The sequence below is a fragment of the Achromobacter spanius genome, from assembly GCF_003994415.1.
In the GTDB taxonomy this organism is placed as follows: domain Bacteria; phylum Pseudomonadota; class Gammaproteobacteria; order Burkholderiales; family Burkholderiaceae_B; genus Achromobacter; species Achromobacter spanius_C.
This window is the reverse complement of the sequence record NZ_CP034689.1, coordinates 3,040,311-3,057,323: the sequence shown is the minus strand read 5'-3', so window position 1 is coordinate 3,057,323 and position 17,013 is coordinate 3,040,311. Positions and strand designations below refer to the sequence as shown.

Annotated in this window: 16 protein-coding genes; 10 read left to right on the top strand and 6 right to left on the bottom strand. The window is 64.8% G+C overall.

Going from position 1 to position 17,013, the window contains the following annotated elements:
- Positions 1–15: 15 nt before the first annotated feature.
- Positions 16–1,200, bottom strand: a complete 1,185-nt coding sequence (locus ELS24_RS14105) for an alpha-hydroxy acid oxidase (RefSeq protein WP_127184473.1) — start codon at positions 1,198–1,200, stop codon at positions 16–18.
- Positions 1,201–1,354: 154 nt separating this feature from the next.
- Between ELS24_RS14105 and ELS24_RS14100 the strand changes: the two genes are divergently transcribed.
- The 3 genes from ELS24_RS14100 (at position 1,355) to ELS24_RS14090 (ending at position 4,503) form a co-directional block, all read left to right on the top strand.
- Complete coding sequence (locus tag ELS24_RS14100) at positions 1,355–2,254, top strand: LysR family transcriptional regulator (protein WP_127184472.1); 900 nt, start codon at positions 1,355–1,357, stop codon at positions 2,252–2,254.
- 118 nt (positions 2,255–2,372) lie between these two features.
- On the top strand, positions 2,373–3,425 hold the full coding sequence (locus tag ELS24_RS14095; protein WP_050444935.1) for a hydroxyacid dehydrogenase: 1,053 nt from the start codon (positions 2,373–2,375) through the stop codon (positions 3,423–3,425).
- 76 nt (positions 3,426–3,501) lie between these two features.
- The gene (locus ELS24_RS14090; protein WP_127184471.1) at positions 3,502–4,503 is read left to right on the top strand and encodes a Bug family tripartite tricarboxylate transporter substrate binding protein; all 1,002 of its coding nucleotides are present in this window, start codon (positions 3,502–3,504) and stop codon (positions 4,501–4,503) included.
- Positions 4,504–4,619: 116 nt separating this feature from the next.
- On the opposite strand, the gene ELS24_RS14085 is transcribed toward ELS24_RS14090, so the two are convergent.
- Positions 4,620–5,453, bottom strand: coding sequence for a DUF4189 domain-containing protein (locus ELS24_RS14085; protein ID WP_127184470.1), 834 nt, complete (start codon positions 5,451–5,453; stop codon positions 4,620–4,622).
- 290 nt (positions 5,454–5,743) lie between these two features.
- Between ELS24_RS14085 and ELS24_RS14080 the strand changes: the two genes are divergently transcribed.
- On the top strand, positions 5,744–6,346 hold the full coding sequence (locus tag ELS24_RS14080) for a hypothetical protein (protein ID WP_230694242.1): 603 nt from the start codon (positions 5,744–5,746) through the stop codon (positions 6,344–6,346).
- A gap of 49 nt (positions 6,347–6,395) precedes the next feature.
- Here the strand turns inward: ELS24_RS14080 and ELS24_RS14075 are convergent, their stop codons facing one another.
- Entirely contained in the window at positions 6,396–6,794 is a 399-nt protein-coding gene (locus tag ELS24_RS14075; protein ID WP_050444938.1) for a RidA family protein, read from the bottom strand.
- Positions 6,795–6,948: 154 nt separating this feature from the next.
- Here ELS24_RS14075 and ELS24_RS14070 point away from each other — a divergent pair, with 154 nt between their 5' ends.
- Positions 6,949–7,884, top strand: a complete 936-nt coding sequence (locus ELS24_RS14070) for a LysR family transcriptional regulator (RefSeq protein WP_050444939.1) — start codon at positions 6,949–6,951, stop codon at positions 7,882–7,884.
- 9 nt (positions 7,885–7,893) lie between these two features.
- On the opposite strand, the gene ELS24_RS14065 is transcribed toward ELS24_RS14070, so the two are convergent.
- Together ELS24_RS14065 and ELS24_RS14060 are read right to left on the bottom strand one after the other, a co-directional pair.
- Positions 7,894–8,868 (bottom strand): Bug family tripartite tricarboxylate transporter substrate binding protein, encoded by a 975-nt coding sequence (locus ELS24_RS14065; protein ID WP_050444940.1) that lies wholly within the window; start codon positions 8,866–8,868, stop codon positions 7,894–7,896.
- Positions 8,869–8,906: 38 nt separating this feature from the next.
- Positions 8,907–10,238 carry an arylsulfatase gene (locus ELS24_RS14060; protein WP_050444941.1) on the bottom strand — a complete coding sequence of 444 codons (1,332 nt, stop codon included), beginning with the start codon at positions 10,236–10,238 and terminating at the stop codon, positions 8,907–8,909.
- A gap of 96 nt (positions 10,239–10,334) precedes the next feature.
- Between ELS24_RS14060 and ELS24_RS14055 the strand changes: the two genes are divergently transcribed.
- From ELS24_RS14055 to ELS24_RS14040, 4 genes are all read left to right on the top strand, one after another.
- Complete coding sequence (locus ELS24_RS14055) at positions 10,335–11,225, top strand: LysR family transcriptional regulator (protein ID WP_050445020.1); 891 nt, start codon at positions 10,335–10,337, stop codon at positions 11,223–11,225.
- A gap of 175 nt (positions 11,226–11,400) precedes the next feature.
- A complete protein-coding gene (locus tag ELS24_RS14050; protein WP_127184469.1) occupies positions 11,401–12,306 on the top strand; it encodes a hypothetical protein in 906 nt (301 codons plus the stop codon).
- Between the two features lie 121 nt (positions 12,307–12,427).
- Positions 12,428–13,618 (top strand): hypothetical protein, encoded by a 1,191-nt coding sequence (locus ELS24_RS14045; protein WP_127184468.1) that lies wholly within the window; start codon positions 12,428–12,430, stop codon positions 13,616–13,618.
- Between the two features lie 229 nt (positions 13,619–13,847).
- Entirely contained in the window at positions 13,848–14,801 is a 954-nt protein-coding gene (locus ELS24_RS14040) for a hypothetical protein (protein WP_240669513.1), read from the top strand.
- Between the two features lie 5 nt (positions 14,802–14,806).
- Here the strand turns inward: ELS24_RS14040 and ELS24_RS14035 are convergent, their stop codons facing one another.
- The gene (locus tag ELS24_RS14035; protein ID WP_127184467.1) at positions 14,807–15,706 is read right to left on the bottom strand and encodes a LysR family transcriptional regulator; all 900 of its coding nucleotides are present in this window, start codon (positions 15,704–15,706) and stop codon (positions 14,807–14,809) included.
- Positions 15,707–15,813: 107 nt separating this feature from the next.
- Here ELS24_RS14035 and ELS24_RS14030 point away from each other — a divergent pair, with 107 nt between their 5' ends.
- Positions 15,814–16,938 carry a muconate/chloromuconate family cycloisomerase gene (locus ELS24_RS14030; protein ID WP_050444944.1) on the top strand — a complete coding sequence of 375 codons (1,125 nt, stop codon included), beginning with the start codon at positions 15,814–15,816 and terminating at the stop codon, positions 16,936–16,938.
- Positions 16,939–17,013 lie beyond the last annotated feature (75 nt).

The following is a 17,013-nucleotide window of genomic DNA, read 5'->3' as shown; positions in this document are numbered from 1 at the left end:
CTTGTCTTGCCATGCCTAGCCTTGCTGCGCGCCGTCCCCCGCCGACGGCACGCGTACCAAGGTGTCGGCGTTGACTTGCGCCACATCCACCACGCCCAGCAGGCCCATATTGCGCCTGACTTCTTCCACGATCAGCGTGATGGCATGCGCCACGCCGCGCTGCCCGGCCACCGTGGCCGCATAGTTGAACGGGCGCCCCACGAATACGCAGCGCGCGCCCAGCGCCATGGCCTTGAGCACGTCGGACCCGCGCCGCACGCCGCTGTCCAGCATCACGTCCATGCCAGCGGCCGCTTCCACGATTTCCGGCAGCGCTTGCAAGGGCGACAGGCTGCCGTCCAGTTGCCGCCCGCCGTGGTTCGACACGATGATGCCATCCATGCCCTGCGCACGCGCGGTGCGCGCATCGTCGGGATGCAGAATGCCCTTGATCACCATCTGCCCTTGCCAACGCCGGCGGATGGCGGCCACGTGACGCCAGTTCAAATGGCCGCGGTCGGAAAAATCGCGCAGCACGTTGGCCGACAGAATCGGCGCGCCGCGCGTGGCGTAGTTGTTCTCGAAATGCGGCATGCCATGGCGCCACAGCGTGCGCAGGAACGTGCCGAACAACCAGCGCGGATGCGCGAGCCCTTGCCAGGCCAGGCCCACACTGGGCCGCAGCGGCGTTGAAAACCCCGCCCGCACGTTGTTCTCGCGGTTGGCGGCAACGGGCGTGTCCACGGTCAGCACCAAGGTAGTCACACCGGCTGCTGCCACGCGGTCGATCAAGGCCGCGATCTGCGCATCGTCGCCCGGCAAGTAGGCCTGAAACCAGGTGCCCGGCGCGGCCTGCATCACCTCTTCCAGCCGGATCAGCGACGACCCGCTCATGATGCAGGGCACATTCGCATCCGCGGCGGCGCGCGCCAGCACCACATCCCCGCGATAACTCGACAGCGCCGAAATGCCCATGGGCGCCACGCCGACCGGCGCGGCGTACTCGCGGCCCAACACCGTGCTGCGCGTGCTGCGTTGTGATACGTCCACCAGCACCTTCGGCCGAAAGCCGTACTGGGCAAAGGCCTGCCGGTTGCCGCGCTCGGAATGCCCGTCTTCCACCGCGCCGGACACATAGGCGTAGATGGGCTTGGGCAGGCGCCTTCTCGCTGCGGCTTCGAAATCATGCAGGCTGAGTATCTGGCGCAGGGGGTCGTACATGTCTGGCTCCTCGCGATCGGTCCGCGCACAGGCGGCCGCGCTGTTGTATTGGGCGATCGCGGACGACTATAGGCGCGCCAGCGCTTTGAATAAAGTGACTTTATCGATATTGCTTATTACACTTTTCTTCGCCCTGGATCTTTCCCATGCCGCCATGACACTCAAGCAACTTGAAGCCTTTTACTGGGCCGCCACCTGCAAGAACTTCGCCATTGCCGCCAACCGGCTGAATATTTCCGTGTCGTCGCTGTCCAAGCGCATCGGCGAACTCGAGGCCTCCCTTGGCGCCGACCTGTTCAGCCGCAGCGCGCGCAGCGCCACGCTGACGGCGCTGGGCGAACAACTGGTGCCACACGCCAAGGACCTGCTGCGCAACGCCGATCAATTCATGCAGCAGGCCAGCAGCAACCTGACTTTCTCGGGCCGCTGCCGTTTTGGGGCGGGAGAACTCACGTCTGTGACGTGGATGCCGCGCCTGATCGAAGAAATTCAACGCGCACACCCCAACCTGCTGGTCGAGCCCTATGTGGGCGTGGGTGAATTGGTGGAGCGCGGGCTGGAGGAAGGCGAGCTGGATTTTGCGGTGATCGCCGGGCCGTCGTCGCGCGCGTCCATCGCGTCACATTTGATCGGCAGCGCGGAATTTGAATGGGTGGCCTCGCTGCGCGCGGTGCCCGACCCTACCGCGCTGACGCCTGCCGATCTGCCCGGTCTGACCTTGATCACGCAACCGCAAAGCTCCGGCGTGATACGCATGCTGGACGACTGGCTCACCGAACAAGGCATCTCGCCGGGCCGCATGCAGTGCTGCAATAGTTGGGGCGCCATTGCAGGCATGCTGCGCCAAGGGTTGGGGCTGGGCTTTCTGCCCACGGCCTGGGCGCGCATCCTGATCCAGCGCGGCGACCTGCATCCCCTGCCGGGCTTGCCGCCCTTGCGGCCCCTGCCCTACACCTTTCAATGGCGGCGCGACGACACGCGGCCCATGCTGGCAAGCCTGCGCACCCTGGCGCAGGACACGCTGGAATTCGACGCGCCGGCGGGCATGGTCTAGCAGACACTGTTTCTAAAACTTCGCTCTTGAATAAGAAAATTATTCGCTTTATCTCCGCTTTCTGCCCGAGTAGAGTCGCTTCAAACAAGATTGAAGACTGACACGGAGACTGGGCACAATGCCGGATTTTGGTACCCCCTCGCAGAATTTCCCGAAACGTTTGTGCCGTTTGGACCTATGGCTGAACCCGGTGTTCGACCAGATCATCGGCGCGCAACCCGATATTGCCTTGTCGGTACTGCCGGCGCACGGTGACGACGCCCGCACGCTGGCGGGCCTGAAGACGGCCCACGCCTACCATGTGTCGGCGGCCAAGGACGAACTGCCGCGCCAGTGGTTCGTCAACGCCGAGCTCATCGCGCAGTGCCCCGACCTGATCTGCGTGTCGTCCGGCGGCGCGGGCTATGACACGGTGGACGTGCCCGCCTGCACGGCGGCCGGCATCGCGGTCGTGAACCAGGCAGGCGGCAATGCCGCGTCGGTGGCCGAACATACGTATGCGTTGTTGCTGGCCGTGCAGCGCCGCGTGGTCGAATCACACCAGCGCCTGCGCCACGACACGGGTTTTACCCGCGAAGACCTGATGGGCCATGAGATCCACGGCACCGTCATCGGGCTGGTGGGCATTGGCCAGATCGGCTCGCGCGTGGCCCGCATTGCGCAAGGTTTTGGCCTGCGCGTGATTGCGCATGACCCGCTGCTGGACGCCGACACCATCCGCGCACGCGGCGCCGAGCCCGTGTCCTTGCCCGAGCTGCTGGCGCAAGCCGACGTGGTGTCCTTGCATTGCCCCTTGGACAATTCGACGCGCGGCATGATCGATGCGCGCGCGTTCGCCGCCATGAAGCCGGGGGCCGTTTTCGTGTCGACGGCGCGCGGCGGCATCCATGACGAGGCGGCGCTGTACGACGCTTTGCACGGCGGCCATCTGCGCGGCGCCGGACTGGACGTCTGGCAACAGGAACCGCCCCCGCGCGACGCGCCGTTGCTGGCCCTGCCCAATGTGGTGGCCACGTTTCATACGGCGGGCGTTACGCACGAAGCCCGCCGCAACGTGGCGCAATCATCGGCCCAGCAGTTGATGGCCATGCTGCGCGGTGAACGGCCGCCGCAACTTATCAACCCGGAAGTCTGGCCGGTCACGCAAGCCCGACTGGCGAAATTGCAGTAACACGGTGCCGCGCCCGCGCGGCAACCGAACACACAGTGCGGCATGAAGCCGCCGACCCATCCCAAGAGGAGACAACATGCAACACCCCCCCTTCAAGCGCCGCACCCTGCGCGCGCTGGCCGCGTCCGTCGCCCTGCTGTCCGGCGCCACCCTGTTTGCCGGCGGCGCGCAAGCGGCCGGTTATCCGGAACACCCCATCAACCTGATCGTGTCCTACGGCCCCGGCGGCGGCACCGATCTGGTGGCGCGCATGATGGCGCCTTTCTTGCAAAAGTACCTGGGCAACGACGCGCGCATTGTGGTGCTGAACCGCCCCGGCGCGGGCGGCGCCATCGGCTTCACCGAACTGGCCCGTGCGCAGCCCGACGGCTACACCATCGGCTTCATCAACACGCCCAACCTGCTGACCATTCCGATTGAACGCAAGTCGGCCTTCAGCTGGAAAAGCTATGACCTGCTGGGCAATCTGATCGACGATCCGGGCGCCTTCACAGTCCGCAACGACAACGAACTGAAGACGCTGGCGGACCTGTCGGCCTACGCCAAGAAGAATCCTGGCAAGGTCACGGTGGGCACGACCGGCACCGGCTCCGACGACCACTTGGCCATGCTGCGCTTTGAAGGCACGTCGGGCGCCAAGCTGAGCCACATCCCCTACAAGGGCGCGGGCGAAGTACGCGGCGCATTGGCCGGTGGTGAAATCACCATCGGCGCCATCAACGTGGGCGAAGCGCTGCAGTACCAGAAAGGCGGCACGCCGCTGCGCTTTCTAGGTCAGATGGGCAGTACGCGTTCGGCCGCGCTGCCTGATGTGCCCACCTTCAAGGAACAGGGTTACGACTTCGACCTGGCGTCGCTGCGCGGCCTGGCCGCCCCCAAGGGCCTGCCCGACGACGTGCGCGCAAAGCTGGTGGATGCCGTGAAGCGCACGGTGGACGACCCCGCCTTCCAGGCCAAGGCCAAGGAAATGTTCGTGCCCCTGCGCTACCTGCCGCCCGCCGACTACGCCCGGGAACTGGCCGACGGCGAAACCGAATTCCAGAAGCTGTGGAAAGACGCGCCCTGGCTGGACAAATAGGCCGCCCGATTCATAAGGCGCCCGATGCCTGGCGCGCCGGAGCCGCGTAGCGCAGCCAGGATCGCAAAGAGCGTGATCCGTCGCGTGCCCAGGCGTAGCGTGTCAGAATCTGCGGCTTACTTCGGCTTGACGTCTTCGCCGGGGTAGCCGTCGATGTAGGCTCGGCCCGAGCAACGCAGCATCGCCACGCAAGCCGGTGCGCCGGTCTTGGTGGTGCATACCGAGCGCGCCTGCTCGCGCGCGGCAACGGGGTCGGGGTTCAGCGCCGTGAAGCGCGTGCCCCGGCCTTCGCTGCCCTTCACCCAGGCCATGCCGACGCAGGTGTCTTTGTAGGTCAGGACCTTGCGGCAGTCCTTGCAGTCTTCCCATTTCAGCAGCGACGAGATGGCGTCGTCTTCCTTGGGATAGCCGTCTGAATACAGCAGACCGCCGTCGGCGTTTTCGGCCAGGGCGCCCCAGAATTCGCGGTCGTTCACCTTGGCGGACAAGGCTTCCACCTCTGCCGGCTTGGCGCGCCTGGCGGCCTGCAGGTCGGCTGCGCTGTAACCCGGGCCGACGCAGTAAGGCAGGGTCATCAAGCGGCACTTGCCGTCGGAGCTGCCGGCCGTGCAACGGCGCATGGCTTTCTTGGCGGCCAGTTCGGGCGACACGCTGTTGCCGGGAAACAGATCCTGCCGCGAGTTGCGCGCATAGGCCATGCAACTGTCCGAGAACCAACCTAATTTCTTGCATTCCTTGCCGCCCTGGCGCCGGCACTCGGCCAGGCCCGCGGCCTCGGCATCCTTTTGCGATGCTTCGGGCAGGACCCAATAGGTCTTGTCGTGATTGCCATCGGTGGCGATGCCGCCAAATTGCTTGTCGGCATAGGCTGGGTTGGCCGCCAGGCCCGCCACCAAGGCGATAGCGGCGAAGGCGGCGCGGATCAGGGGGTGAAAGCGGGCAGGCATCATCGTCGGGATCTGGATGGGGTTGGAAGCGGGGACGATCTTAGCAAAGAGCTCCCCCGCTCCATCCCCCCGAATTGCGCTTACCCAGGCATATTGCGTAACAAATTTCACATACCGTGATAGGAATGCTGGCCCCGTTTTCCGGTAAAAATGTCGGACTTTTCTTAAGCGCATCACTCGTCAGCACACGCGTGGCACCGGTTTTTCCGTGCAATGCCCTACGCGGGGTTTGTCACGAAGAGAAACAAACACAGCGCGCGAGGCCCGGTTTGCCTGCCCGCTGCGGATGCCGCATGCCCTCTGCCACGGAACATCGCCCGAACACCATGACGTTGCCTACGCAAGCCCCCAACCGCCGCAAACCGCTGCTGCTGCCGGCCGCCCTGATCGTCGCCGCGACAGGCTTGGCGGGGTGCGCCCCGATGCCCGATGGAGGTAGCTCCGGGCTGCCTTCGCTGAGCAATGTGTTCAAGTCGGGGCTGTCGTTTTCACCCAGCGTGAACGTGGCCAAGAACATGGAAGGCCGCTCCATCAACGACGCCATCGCCGCGCTGGGTGAACCGTCGAAGAAGCGCGCCGTAGGCAACACGATGGAACTGGAATGGTCCGACTACCAGGCCGCCCCCTACACGGAATGGGTCACCACGGGCACCAGCCAGCAGGTGGTGGGCATGATTCCCGCCACCAACACGTCCGCCGCCACACCGGTATTCCAGACCAATAGCACCGGCCACTATCAGAACCGCACGCGCGTGTACGAATGCACGGTGCTGATGCGCATGGAAAACAGCGTCATCACCAGTTCCAGCGTGGACGGCAATGTGTGCCCCGAGTTCATTTCAGCGTTGCGCAAGTGGGCGGGTGAAGCCGAGGCCAACAACTACGTGGTGAAGTAAGCGCCGCCCGGACGTACGCCGGGCCGGCCAGCGGCCCGCGTCAAACACGTCAGGCGTTGTCGGGCAGCTTTGCCACCACCTTGATTTCAAAGTCAAACCCGGCCAGCCACGTAACACCCACGGCGGTCAGCGAGGGATACGGCGCAGCGCCCCAATACTCTGGCACCACCTGCCAGATCTGCTCGAACCTGGACGCGGGGTCGACCATGAACACCGTCACGTCCACCACATTGTCAAAGGTGCAGTCCGCCGCTTTCAGAATGGCGTTCAGATTGTCAAAGGCCAGCCGTACCTGCGCTTGCAGGTCGGGCTCGGGCGAGCCGTCCTCGCGGCTGCCGACCTGGCCCGAGACGAACAGGAATCCGTTGGACCGGATGGCGGGGGAATAGCGGTGGCGTTCGTAAAGCGCGTGGCGGCCGGCGGGAAAAACAACGTCTCGTGTCGTCATGAGTAGCTCCGTGGGTGGGCCGTCGTCAGGAAGGAAAGCGGCCCGTCGTTAGCGATGGCTCCACTGTAAAGACGCGCGGCGCGCCGATAAACGCGCAAGCCTGTCCATCACTGTTTGTAGAATCCAAACACTCTTCAAGCCCGCCGGAGTTCCCATGGACCGATTCGATGCGATGCAGGCGTTTGCCCGCGTGGTGGAAGCAGGCAGCTTCACCAAGGCGGCCGAAACCCTGCACATGAGCAAGACCACCGTGACGCAGCTGGTGCAGCAACTGGAGGCGCGGTTGCGCGTCCGGCTGTTGAACCGCACCACGCGCCAGGTAAAGGTCACCGCCGACGGTGCCGCCTACTACGAGCGGGTGTTGAAATTGCTGGCGGATATGGACGACGCCGAAACCAGCCTGTCGGCGGCGTCGGCTTCGCCACGGGGCCGCTTGCGGGTGGACGTGCCCAGCCCCTTGGCGCGCATGGTGCTGATTCCGGCGCTGCCTGCCTTTCACGCGCAGTATCCCGATATCCAACTGGACATGGGCGCAAGCGATCGCATCGTGGATGTGATCGCGGAAAACGTGGACTGTGTGGTGCGAGGCGGCGAATTGACCGACCTGTCCTTGATGGCGCGCCGGGTGGGCGACCTGCAACTGGGCGTGTACGCCGCGCCCAGCTACCTGGCACGCGCCGGCCAGCCGGCGCATCCGCGCGAACTGGAAGACACGCATCACCGCATCGTGGGCTATCTGTGGCAACGGCTGGGCAAGGCTTTTCCCTACGCCATGCAGCGCGGCGACGAAAGCGTGCACGTGCATGGGCGCTACGTGCTGGCGGTGGATGACGGCAACGCCTATCTGGCGGCGGGCCTGGCCGGGCTGGGCGTACTGTGGCTACCGGAATACATGGCCCAGCCGCACCTGGCCACGGGCGAATTGCAGCCGCTGTTTCAGGACTGGCGGCTGGAGTCCATGCCGCTGACCATCGCCTTTCCGCCCAACCGGCATGTCAGCACCAAGCTGCGGGTGTTTATCGATTGGGTGGTGGCGTTGATGGGACAGTACGCGCCGCTGGCGGCCCAGGCACCGGCGCGCACCCCATGAACCGCGGGTTCAGTTTGCCAATTTGATGGCGCCGCTATCCAGCAGTTTCTGCCATTTGGCCGTGTCGTCCGCAATGAAGCGCTGCAGGTCCGCGGGCGAGCCGCCTGCCGCGATCATGCCCGCAGTGGTGACAGCGGTTTGGAACGCGGGTGACTGCAGCGTTTTCTGCAAGGCCGCGTTCAACTGATCAAGCACGGCCGCATCGATATCGGGCGATGCCGCCACCGAAAACCACTGACTGGCGGCATAGCCAGGAAAGCCGGATTCGGCAACGGTGGGCACTTCGGGCAAGGCGGCCAAGCGCTGCGGAGTCGTCACCGCATAGGCCTTGAGCGCGCCGGCCTTGATCTGCGGCAACACGGGCGACGAGCCCAGGATGGCCAAGGGAATCTGGCCGCCGGTCACGTCCGACACTGCCTGTCCGCCGCCCTTGTAGGGCACGTGCACGATGCGCGTGCCGGCAACCTGATTCAACAATTCGCCCGCCAGGTGTTGCGAAGTGCCATTGCCGGAACTGCCGTAGCTCCAGGCCTCGGGGCGCTTGCGTGCATCCGCCAACACGTCAGCCAAGCTGGGCAAGGCTTGCTTGGCCGGACCCACGATCACCATCGGCCCCTGCGCCATCAACATCACCGGCGCCAGCTCTTTGCCGATTGCCGGCTGCGGCGTCGGATAGATGAGCGGACCCGGCACCGTGATCAGGTAGCCGTCGCTGGCCTTGCTGCGCGCCACGATCTGAAGCGCGATGGCGCCCGACGCGCCGGGCTTGTTTTCCACCACCACGTTCAAGCCCGTGCGCTGCGCCAGGTCCTGCGCCGCCACCCGTGTCAACACGTCGGCCGAGCCGCCCGGCACGAAGCCCACAATCCAGTTGATCTGTTTGGCAGGCCAGGCCAGCGGCGGCTCGGCCTGGGAAGCAACAGGCAGGGCCAGCGCACAACCCAGGCCCAGACACGCGATACTGCGACGTACAACGGTATTCATGATTTCCCCTTGTGCTTGGCGCCGTCTTTGCGGGCCGTTCAATCCCCGTCAGGTCGACCGGGCGTGGTGTTTGGGTGTTCGGCGCAAGACTGATTGAAGGCTTGCACCATTTTCAGCATGGGGCCGAGCACCCAGGTGTTGAAAACGAAGATATCGCTTTCTTCCTTGGGATCCTGCTTCAGGTTGAACAGGTACGGCGATTCCAGCTTGCCCTTGCCCTCGTTCACCTCGGGTTCCCAGTAGAAGTGCAGCTTCCAGTCGCGCCATTTCAGGGCGCGCAGGTCGTTCTTGATGTAGAAAAGAAAGCCCTCGCGCGCCGAGTCCGGACGCGCGCCGGTAAAGAAGTCGGTCTGGTCGATGCCATCAATGGGCCGGTCTTGCGGCACGCTGGCCCCGCCGATGCGCGACAGCGTGGTGTACAGGTCGGTCACGTGGACGATTTCGTTGGACACCTGGCCCGGCTTGACCTTGCCCGGCCAACGAATGATGAACGGCACGCGCAGGCTGCCTTCCATGGCCGTGTGATAGGTGCCGCTCCAGGGGCCGGCCGTGCCGCGATAGGGCTTGCGGAATTCCGGGCCGTTGTCGCTGCAAAAGATGAAGACGGTGTTGTCGCGCAAACCCAGTTCGTCGACTTCGGCCATGATCTGGCCCACGCGGTGATCCATTTCCACCATGGAATCGGCGAAGTCGCCCGCGCCGGTGCGTCCGGCAAAGTCGGGGTGCGGCAGCGTGGGAAAGTGCAGATGCACCAGCGGCAGATATAAAAAGAAGGGCTGTCCGCCGCGCGCCTGCTCGCGCATGAAGGTCTGCGCGTGCTCTACCAGTTCGGCGTCGATGCCGCGCCGGCTGTCCAGGTCGTACACCTTCACGTTGGTTGACGGCTGCCCCGCGCGGCCTTCCATGATGTGGGGCAAATCGGCCACGCTGGGATCAAAACCGATCGACGACGTGAACTGGCTTTCGTCGGTGGTGCGCGGAATGCCATACCAATGGTCAAAACCACGATCCGACGGATAGCGGCCGGGAATATCGCCCAAATGCCATTTACCGTAATGCGCCGTGGCATAGCCTTGCCCCGACAGTTGCTGGGCCAGCGTGATCTCGTCGCGAGTCAGCCCTTGTGGCAGACCGGGCGGCACGGATTGCAGGCAACCAGTGCGGATGGGGTGCCGGCCGCTCATGAGCGCCGAGCGGGTCGGCACGCAGTCGCTTTCCACATTGAAGTTCTGCAGCAGCAGGCCTTCGGTGGCCAGCCGGTCGATATTGGGCGTGGGCGCGCCGCGCAGCGCCCCGCCGCCATAGCAGCCGAGTTCGCCCCAACCCAGGTTGTCAGCAACGATCAAAACGATATTGGGGCGATTCGACATCTGGCGGGCCTTTGTTTGAGTGGGGTATGTCCGAATTCTAGGCGTGCGCAAGCAGCGTAATATTCCCAAAAGTGCTATCTGGAATTCCTGTCGTTCATGAATCTATCCCTGCGTGACATCGAATATTTCTTGGCGGCCGTCGAGCACGGCCATCTGGAACGGGCGGCAGCGGCCTGCGGGGTCAGCCAGCCCGCGCTGTCCAAATCCTTGCGGCGCCTGGAGGCCGACACCGGGCTGGCCCTGATGCTGCGGCACGGACGCGGCTTGACGCTGAGTTCCGAAGGCATGGTGTTCCTGCAGCACGCCAAACGGCTGTGGGCCGAATACCGCGATGCGGTCCGCCACGCCATGGAACTGCGGGTGGGCGAAGCGGGGCTGCTGCGCCTTGGCGCCACCGGCGCCACGATGGACAGCGTGGTGATGCCGGTGCTGGACCGCTTGCTGCCTCGCCGTCCGGCATTGCGAGTGCAGCTTACGCAAGGGCTTTCCGACGATCTGAATGCCCGGGTGGAAAGCGGCAAGCTCGATCTGGCCATCACACCCGTCTATACCGATGGCCCCGCCAGCCTGCGCCACGAAATCATGTTCGACGATGCCTTGTGCGTCGCAGCCAGCAGGCGCCACCCGCTGGCCTCGAAGGCGCGCGTGACGCTTGGTGACGTAAGCAGCCAGCGCTGGATCCTGCCCCCGCCCACGTCCGTGTCCCGCCACTTGCTGGACGCACGTTTCTCGGAAGCGGGCCTGGGCCTGCCGCTGGCCGCGCTTGAGGTCGAACATTTTTCCGAAGGCTCGCTGCGGCTGCTGGCCGGATCCGAGATGCTGGCGATATTGCCCCGAAGCGCGCTGGCCACCACGGCGGATGTGGCGGCGCTACCGTTGGCGCTGGGGCCGCCGCTACGGCGCAACATTGCCTTGATTTCGCGGCACGGGACACTGTGGTCGCCGCTGATGAAAGAGTTCCGTGAGGCGGTGTTGGCGGGCGCGTAGCGCGGGGTGGGCCACAGCAAGCACCCTGTAACTCATGAAATATTGTGAAGCCCCCTGGTACACACACGCCTATATACTCGCCAGCGCACGGCAGGCCCCAGGCGCTTGTCACCGACTAGATGATCGGCGCGAACTGCCCGCTGCAAATCGAAAACAACATAACAACGTAACCGCTATGACCTCCTCCTTGAAGGCCTCCCCAACCCTGCGCGCGACCTTGGCCAGCCTGCTTGCCGTAGCGTTTGCCGCCCTGGCCACGACGCCCGCCGCCGCCGCGCCCAACGCGCCCGGCTCCCTCTCGCGGCAAGCCGCGGCGGCCGTCACGCCGCCCGACGCCGCCACGGTGATGGACACCCTCTTTCAGATTGACGGTAAGGGCGAAACGACGGTCGAGGTCGAGAATGCCCGCATCGCCACCTACTGGTTCGGCCATGCGTTCGAATCCGAAGGCACGCACTATTACACCGGCTTCGCCTGGCAGACCGCCCCCCGTTACACCCAGGCGGCGGGCGCTCAGACCGAAGCGGAACACGAAGCTGGTCCCGGCACGCGGGTGAACCTGGCCGAGGCCACTTTCGTCCTGACCGACCCGGCCTCCGACACACCCTGGAAATTCCGTGGCATGGAGCCCACCATCGGTGAATTTGGCGCGTACGAGCGCGGCGAAGATGTCGACACCGGCCGCAAGCCGCGGGAACATCGCACCCCGGCCGGCAAGCTGCTGCTGGCCGTGCCCACCACCAACTTTGACAACGGCATCACCAGCGACGGCTATGCCCTGCTGGTTTTCAACCCCGAACGCTTGAAAAACGACATCGACGGCCACGTCTGGACCTATGTGGGTAGCGTGCTGACCGGCGAAGACAACAGCGCGGCCTGCGCCGATGGCGACGTCATGCCCTGCACGTCCAGCACGGGCGAACTGGTCTTTTCCCAGGACGGCCGGCAGGACATGCCCACGGTGACCGTCAAACCCAGCGGCACCACGATTTCCGGGCCGAACAAGACGCGCCAACTGGGAGCAGCGGACGTAGCCGTATATGCCTTTGATGCCGCCTCCCAGGTTTACGTCGCCAAATAGGCAAACGGCGCAGGCAGCCCATCCCGTCCAGGCACAAATACCGCTTGCGTACAGGTGCTATTAAGGCCGCCTGCCTACAATTTCCACATGGATGCTGTTCCACTATTCGGCTTGGACTTTCATGCGGTTTTTTGAGCAAACTTTGGTTCCCCCGCCTCGGGGCGGCATACGCATCGAGTCTCCCGACTCTCCCGGTTCCCACTATGCAAGCAAAGCACTGCCTGAACTGGACCAGTTTCTGGCGCAGACCGGGCTGCGCCAGGCGGCCATCTGCGCAGGCCTGGCCGGGGCCACGGCCGGGGCGCATGCCTGGCTGCACGCCGCCTTTGCCCAGACGTTCCTGCCGCAACACGACACCACGGACGTGGCGCGAAAGTTGGGCTTGCGGCCCGACACCGACACCGGCGACCTGGACCGCGAAATCCTGCTGGCGATGCTGGCCAGCCCCGTACCGTTCACCTTTCCCAACGTGGCCGAACTGGCGTCGGCCGTGCGGATCCGGCGCTACATCGTGCAGGCCGCCCGCAAGACGGCGCTGGCGTTCGACACCGAACATGCGGAACGCCCCGAAGACTACTGGACTTACGACGAGACGCGCGGCTTCACCATCTTGCCGGGGCGCTCGTTGATCGAGGGCTTGCGCAAGGCGACGCAGCCCGAGGCGTCGGGGCAGTTGTATGCGTTCTCGTGCTATCGCGCGACGGAATACGTGACCGTGCTGGGCATTGCGCAAGAGCTCCAGCACGCCAACCCCGATCTGGCCAGCCGCCTGCAACGCCAATGGGAAACCCGCGCCGTCATGTCCGGCCGTTTTCATGAAGCCTTCCTGCACGAATACGGGTCCCTGGACGCGCCTTTGCCGCAACGCTTTTACGTGCCGGGTGACCGGCTGTGGTTCCGCAACCCCGACCCCGTGTCCTCCGACGTGGAAGGTTACGAGGGGTCGTGGGTGTTTTATCTGGGCAACGGCCAGTTCAACAATTTCTGGGAACACGGCGAGCCCTACACATTGACATCCAAATGCGTGGAGATCTTCCATTGGCGCCATGGCCTGCGCACCGACGCCACGGGCAAGCTCTATATGGACGAACAGATCGTCCGCGAGCGCGTGCGGCAAACCTTGGCCGACCCCGCGGCCACCGCCGCCGTGCTTCTACGCATGGCGCGCATCCGCGATCCGCAGGGCGTGTACGCGCAAGGCGGTTGCATTGACGCCACGCGCGAACGGGTGCGCTGGGTGGGTCCCGGGCACTCGGACATGGCGTTACCGGAATGCGCCGAGCCCGGCATGGCCTGGTCCGCCGCTGCCTGATCCGGGTCGGACCGAGACCTGACCCCAGGCTTGATCCTGGACGCGCGGACTGAAAGTCTGGAAAAAACAAAAAGAGTTCTGTATTCTGATTTTCGCGGCGGTCACCTAGCCGCATGCCTCTATACCCTCCTGGTGCGGGCAAGCGCGTCACCTCCCCGATGCGTCCTGCCATGCCAGGCATGCTTGCCCTATCCAGCGTTGCGACCCCTGGTCAACACGGCTCATCGACATGGCGACAAAACGGAAAGTGAGCTTGGTGGCCGTGCTGATCGCGCTGGCCGTGCTGCCTGACGCCAACGCGCAATCGCTGCGGCTCAGCCAGGACGACCTGCAAAAGCGCGCCAACGGCGTCTTGGCCTTGATGTCGTTTTCCATCGTGCCTGACATCACGACCAGTTCGCTTTCCATCGGCAGTGGTGGCGGTTCCACAACGGGGTCCACCGAATTCTTCATGACGCAGTTGGGCGGCGGCGACACCATTTCGGATTCGGTGCCCATCTACCTGGAAGGCGTGTTGGCCGGCAGCCGCTACGACCCCACCTTTGTGGCTACGCAAGGCGCAGAAAGCCGCAGCATTCCCACCAAATGGAACAGCCTGTCGGCCACCGGCGGCATCGGCTGGGACTTCAAGCTGACCGATGAACTGAAGCTGCGTCCCATCTTCAACGTGGCGCTAGGCAACGTCACCAGCGACCTGCGCGCCGCAAGCTGGTATGTGGGGCGGCAGACCGGCACCGACGTTGATTTCCTGGACCGTGGGTCCTTGAACGCCTACGGCCTGGGCGGATCGCTGATGCTGGATTACGAGCACTACCGGCCCGGCTACGAAGTGGACGTGGAACTGCGCTATTCGGACATTCGCCTGAAGAGCTTCTCCAGTTCTGCCGCCGTACAGGGCAACGCCACCGCGCAATCGGCCAACCTGTGGGCGCGCTACCGGGCGCCCACGGGCATCGTGCTGCTGCAACGGCCGCTGCGCTATGTGCTGGAACTGACGCACTCCGAATTCCTGGGCGACCAGCGCGGCGTGCTGGGCTTTGACCGCCTGACGTCCGTGGGCGCGGGCCTGGAACTGGATTCCAGCGCCTACGACGTCATCATCACCCGCACGCGGCTGGTGGGCCGTTATGTGTTCGGCACCAATGTGTCGGGGTTTTCGGTGGGGCTGGCGGTCAGCTTCTGAAGGGGTCAGGCGGGCGTTTCGCTGCGGGATGCCAAGGTTTGCGCCAGGCTCAGCGCGCGCGCCAGGAATTCCGACCCGTCGTCCTTGCGATAGCTGGCAATTACCGGCGACACAAAGCCATCGCCCTCGATCGGCACATGCGCCACGTCCTGACGCTGCAAGCGCTGCACGGATGCCGGCACCACCGTTACCCCCAAGCCCGCCGCGACCAGCCCAATTGCCGTCTGCAATTCATTGGCCTCTTGCACCACTTGCAGCGAATGACCGGCCGCGCGGAACAGCCCCAGCACGTGGTCCGCGAAGTTGGGCCGGGGCCGCGCCGGATACAGCACAAAGGGCTCTTGCGCCAGGCGCGCCACCGACACGCTGGGCGCGCCCGCCAAGGGGTGGTGCAGGGGCACGGCGGCCACCAGGGCCTCCGTCATCAGCACCCGCCGTTCAATGGCCGGGTCGTCCAGCAGGATCCGACCGATGCCCAGGTCGATGCGACCGGCCTTCAGCGCCTCCAGCTGCGGCAAGGTCGTCATTTCCATCAGCCCTACTTCCACTTGCGGGTCGGCACTGCGCAGTTGCCGGATCAATTCCGGCACGAATCCATATAGCGTGGACGGCACGAAACCAATGCCGAACCAGCGCCGCTGAGTCTGCCCCAGCCGGCGCGTGCCTTCCAGCACCTCTTCCAGCCGAGCGGTCAGCAGGCGCGACTGCTCCAACAGAAAGCGCCCGGCCTCGGTCAGGCGCAGCGCGCGCGTCGTGCGTTCAAACAGCAGCACGCCCAGCTCGTCCTCAAGCTGGCGAATCTGGCGGCTGAGCGGCGGCTGGGCGATGTGCAGGCGGACGGCGGCGCGCGTGAAACTGCCCTCTTCCGCTACCGCCTGGAAATACCGGAGGTGCCTGAGTTCCATGGCTGACCTAGACCTTAAAGGTATTAATGGAAACCCATATAGTCTTGGACTGGCGCGGAAAGCACAAGCCATACTGCGGTTTGTGCTCAACCCTTGGCAGTAAAAGTATGAATCCGGTAAGCATTCTCTCGGTCCAGGCCATTCTGGTGGACCTGCCCACCATCCGCGCCCATCAACTGGCCATGGCGGTCATGCAGCGCCAGACGCTGGTGATTGTGCGGCTGACGTGCAGCGACGGCATCGAAGGCATAGGCGAGGCCACCACCATCGGCGGTCTGTCCTACGGAGAAGAAAGCCCCGAGGGCATCAAACTGGCCATCGATACCTATCTGGCGCCCGCGCTGGCGGGCGGTGACGCCACCAATATCCACGCCGCCATGCAGCGGCTGGACAAGGTGGCGCGCGGCAATCGCTTCGCCAAGTCGGCATTGGAAACCGCGCTGCTGGACGCGCAAGGCAAGCGCCTGAACGTGCCGGTGTCCACCTTGCTGGGCGGCGCGGTACGCAAGCGCCTGCCCGTGTTGTGGACCTTGGCCAGCGGCGACACCGCGCGCGATATCGAAGAAGCCGAATCGCTGTTGCAAAGCCGCCGCCACAACACCTTCAAGCTGAAGGTGGGACGCCGCGCCGTGTCGGAAGACGTGGCGCACGTGTCGCGCATCAAGCAGGCGCTGGGCGACCGCGCCCGCGTCACGGTAGACGTGAACCAGGCCTGGAACGAAGCGGATGCTGCCGGCGCCATCGCCCGGCTGGAAGCGGCGGGCGTGGACCTGATCGAACAACCCATTCCGCGCGCCAACCTGGCCGGCATGGCGCGGCTGGCGGCGCGCTTCGTGGTGCCCATCATGGCGGACGAAGCCGTCAACGGCCCGGAAGACGCGCTGGAGATCGCGCGCCAGGGCGCGGCCGATGTGCTGGCCTTGAAGATCGCCAAGTCCGGCGGCTTGTATGAAATGCTGCGCACGGCGGCCGTGGGCGACGCGGCGGGCATGTCGCTGTATGGCGGCACCATGCTGGAAGGCTCGGTGGGGTCCATCGCGTCGGCGCACGGCTTTGCCTGCCTGCCCCGCCTGTCGTGGGGCACGGAACTGTTCGGCCCGCTGCTGCTGAAGGACGACATCGTGGCGAATCCGCCGCGCTACGCCGACTTTGAACTGGAACTGCCCGACGGCCCCGGCCTGGGGTTGACGCTGGACGAAGACAAATTGAATTTCTACCGCCGCGACCGCTAAGCGCGGCTGCCCCCCCTATCAAACACGATCGACCACCACCAAACACTGACGAACGCCAAGCACCGTTAACGGATA

What these genes read in the sequence shown, in the direction of transcription:
- ELS24_RS14085 (WP_127184470.1), bottom strand. Translation starts at nt 5,453, where the DNA reads ATGATGCCTGCCCGCTTTCACCCCCTGATCCGCGCCGCCTTCGCCGCT.
- ELS24_RS14050 (WP_127184469.1), top strand. Translation starts at nt 11,401, where the DNA reads ATGACCTCCTCCTTGAAGGCCTCCCCAACCCTGCGCGCGACCTTGGCC.
- ELS24_RS14070 (WP_050444939.1), top strand. Translation starts at nt 6,949, where the DNA reads ATGGACCGATTCGATGCGATGCAGGCGTTTGCCCGCGTGGTGGAAGCA.
- ELS24_RS14090 (WP_127184471.1), top strand. Translation starts at nt 3,502, where the DNA reads ATGCAACACCCCCCCTTCAAGCGCCGCACCCTGCGCGCGCTGGCCGCG.
- ELS24_RS14035 (WP_127184467.1), bottom strand. Translation starts at nt 15,706, where the DNA reads ATGGAACTCAGGCACCTCCGGTATTTCCAGGCGGTAGCGGAAGAGGGC.
- ELS24_RS14040 (WP_240669513.1), top strand. Translation starts at nt 13,848, where the DNA reads ATGGCGACAAAACGGAAAGTGAGCTTGGTGGCCGTGCTGATCGCGCTG.
- ELS24_RS14060 (WP_050444941.1), bottom strand. Translation starts at nt 10,238, where the DNA reads ATGTCGAATCGCCCCAATATCGTTTTGATCGTTGCTGACAACCTGGGT.
- ELS24_RS14095 (WP_050444935.1), top strand. Translation starts at nt 2,373, where the DNA reads ATGCCGGATTTTGGTACCCCCTCGCAGAATTTCCCGAAACGTTTGTGC.
- ELS24_RS14055 (WP_050445020.1), top strand. Translation starts at nt 10,335, where the DNA reads ATGAATCTATCCCTGCGTGACATCGAATATTTCTTGGCGGCCGTCGAG.
- ELS24_RS14075 (WP_050444938.1), bottom strand. Translation starts at nt 6,794, where the DNA reads ATGACGACACGAGACGTTGTTTTTCCCGCCGGCCGCCACGCGCTTTAC.
- ELS24_RS14105 (WP_127184473.1), bottom strand. Translation starts at nt 1,200, where the DNA reads ATGTACGACCCCCTGCGCCAGATACTCAGCCTGCATGATTTCGAAGCC.
- ELS24_RS14080 (WP_230694242.1), top strand. Translation starts at nt 5,744, where the DNA reads ATGCCCTCTGCCACGGAACATCGCCCGAACACCATGACGTTGCCTACG.
- ELS24_RS14100 (WP_127184472.1), top strand. Translation starts at nt 1,355, where the DNA reads ATGACACTCAAGCAACTTGAAGCCTTTTACTGGGCCGCCACCTGCAAG.
- ELS24_RS14030 (WP_050444944.1), top strand. Translation starts at nt 15,814, where the DNA reads ATGAATCCGGTAAGCATTCTCTCGGTCCAGGCCATTCTGGTGGACCTG.
- ELS24_RS14065 (WP_050444940.1), bottom strand. Translation starts at nt 8,868, where the DNA reads ATGAATACCGTTGTACGTCGCAGTATCGCGTGTCTGGGCCTGGGTTGT.
- ELS24_RS14045 (WP_127184468.1), top strand. Translation starts at nt 12,428, where the DNA reads ATGCGGTTTTTTGAGCAAACTTTGGTTCCCCCGCCTCGGGGCGGCATA.